General features: G+C 63.4%; 1 pseudogene. It reads left to right on the top strand.

What is annotated here, in order from left to right:
• Positions 1-12: 12 nt before the first annotated feature.
• Positions 13-246, top strand: a pseudogene (locus KVT39_RS37155) (hypothetical protein); the annotation flags it as partial.

Here is a 246-nt window from a genome sequence, read left to right as displayed (position 1 = left end):
GCCTGATCTGCGATGAGCACCTTCGCTCCGATTTTGCAGCCACCGGGCGCATCCGATGCGCCACCTGTCACGCTTGCGCTCAACGTGCCTCGCGAGCTCGTGGCAATCGCCCGCGAACTTGCTGAGCTCAAGCTCGCGCTGGACCGCTTCAGTCGTACGCCGACCGGTCAGCCGTTTCTCAACGACTGGTTTGGCAGGCCAACCGGCACGTGCGCGTTTGACGGCCGAGAGTTCATTGAGCGCATC

Origin of the sequence: Burkholderia sp. GbtcB21, assembly GCF_019091065.1 — a bacterium.
GTDB lineage: Bacteria > Pseudomonadota > Gammaproteobacteria > Burkholderiales > Burkholderiaceae > Burkholderia > Burkholderia pyrrocinia_C.
This window is presented reverse-complemented; position numbering and strand designations above follow the sequence as displayed.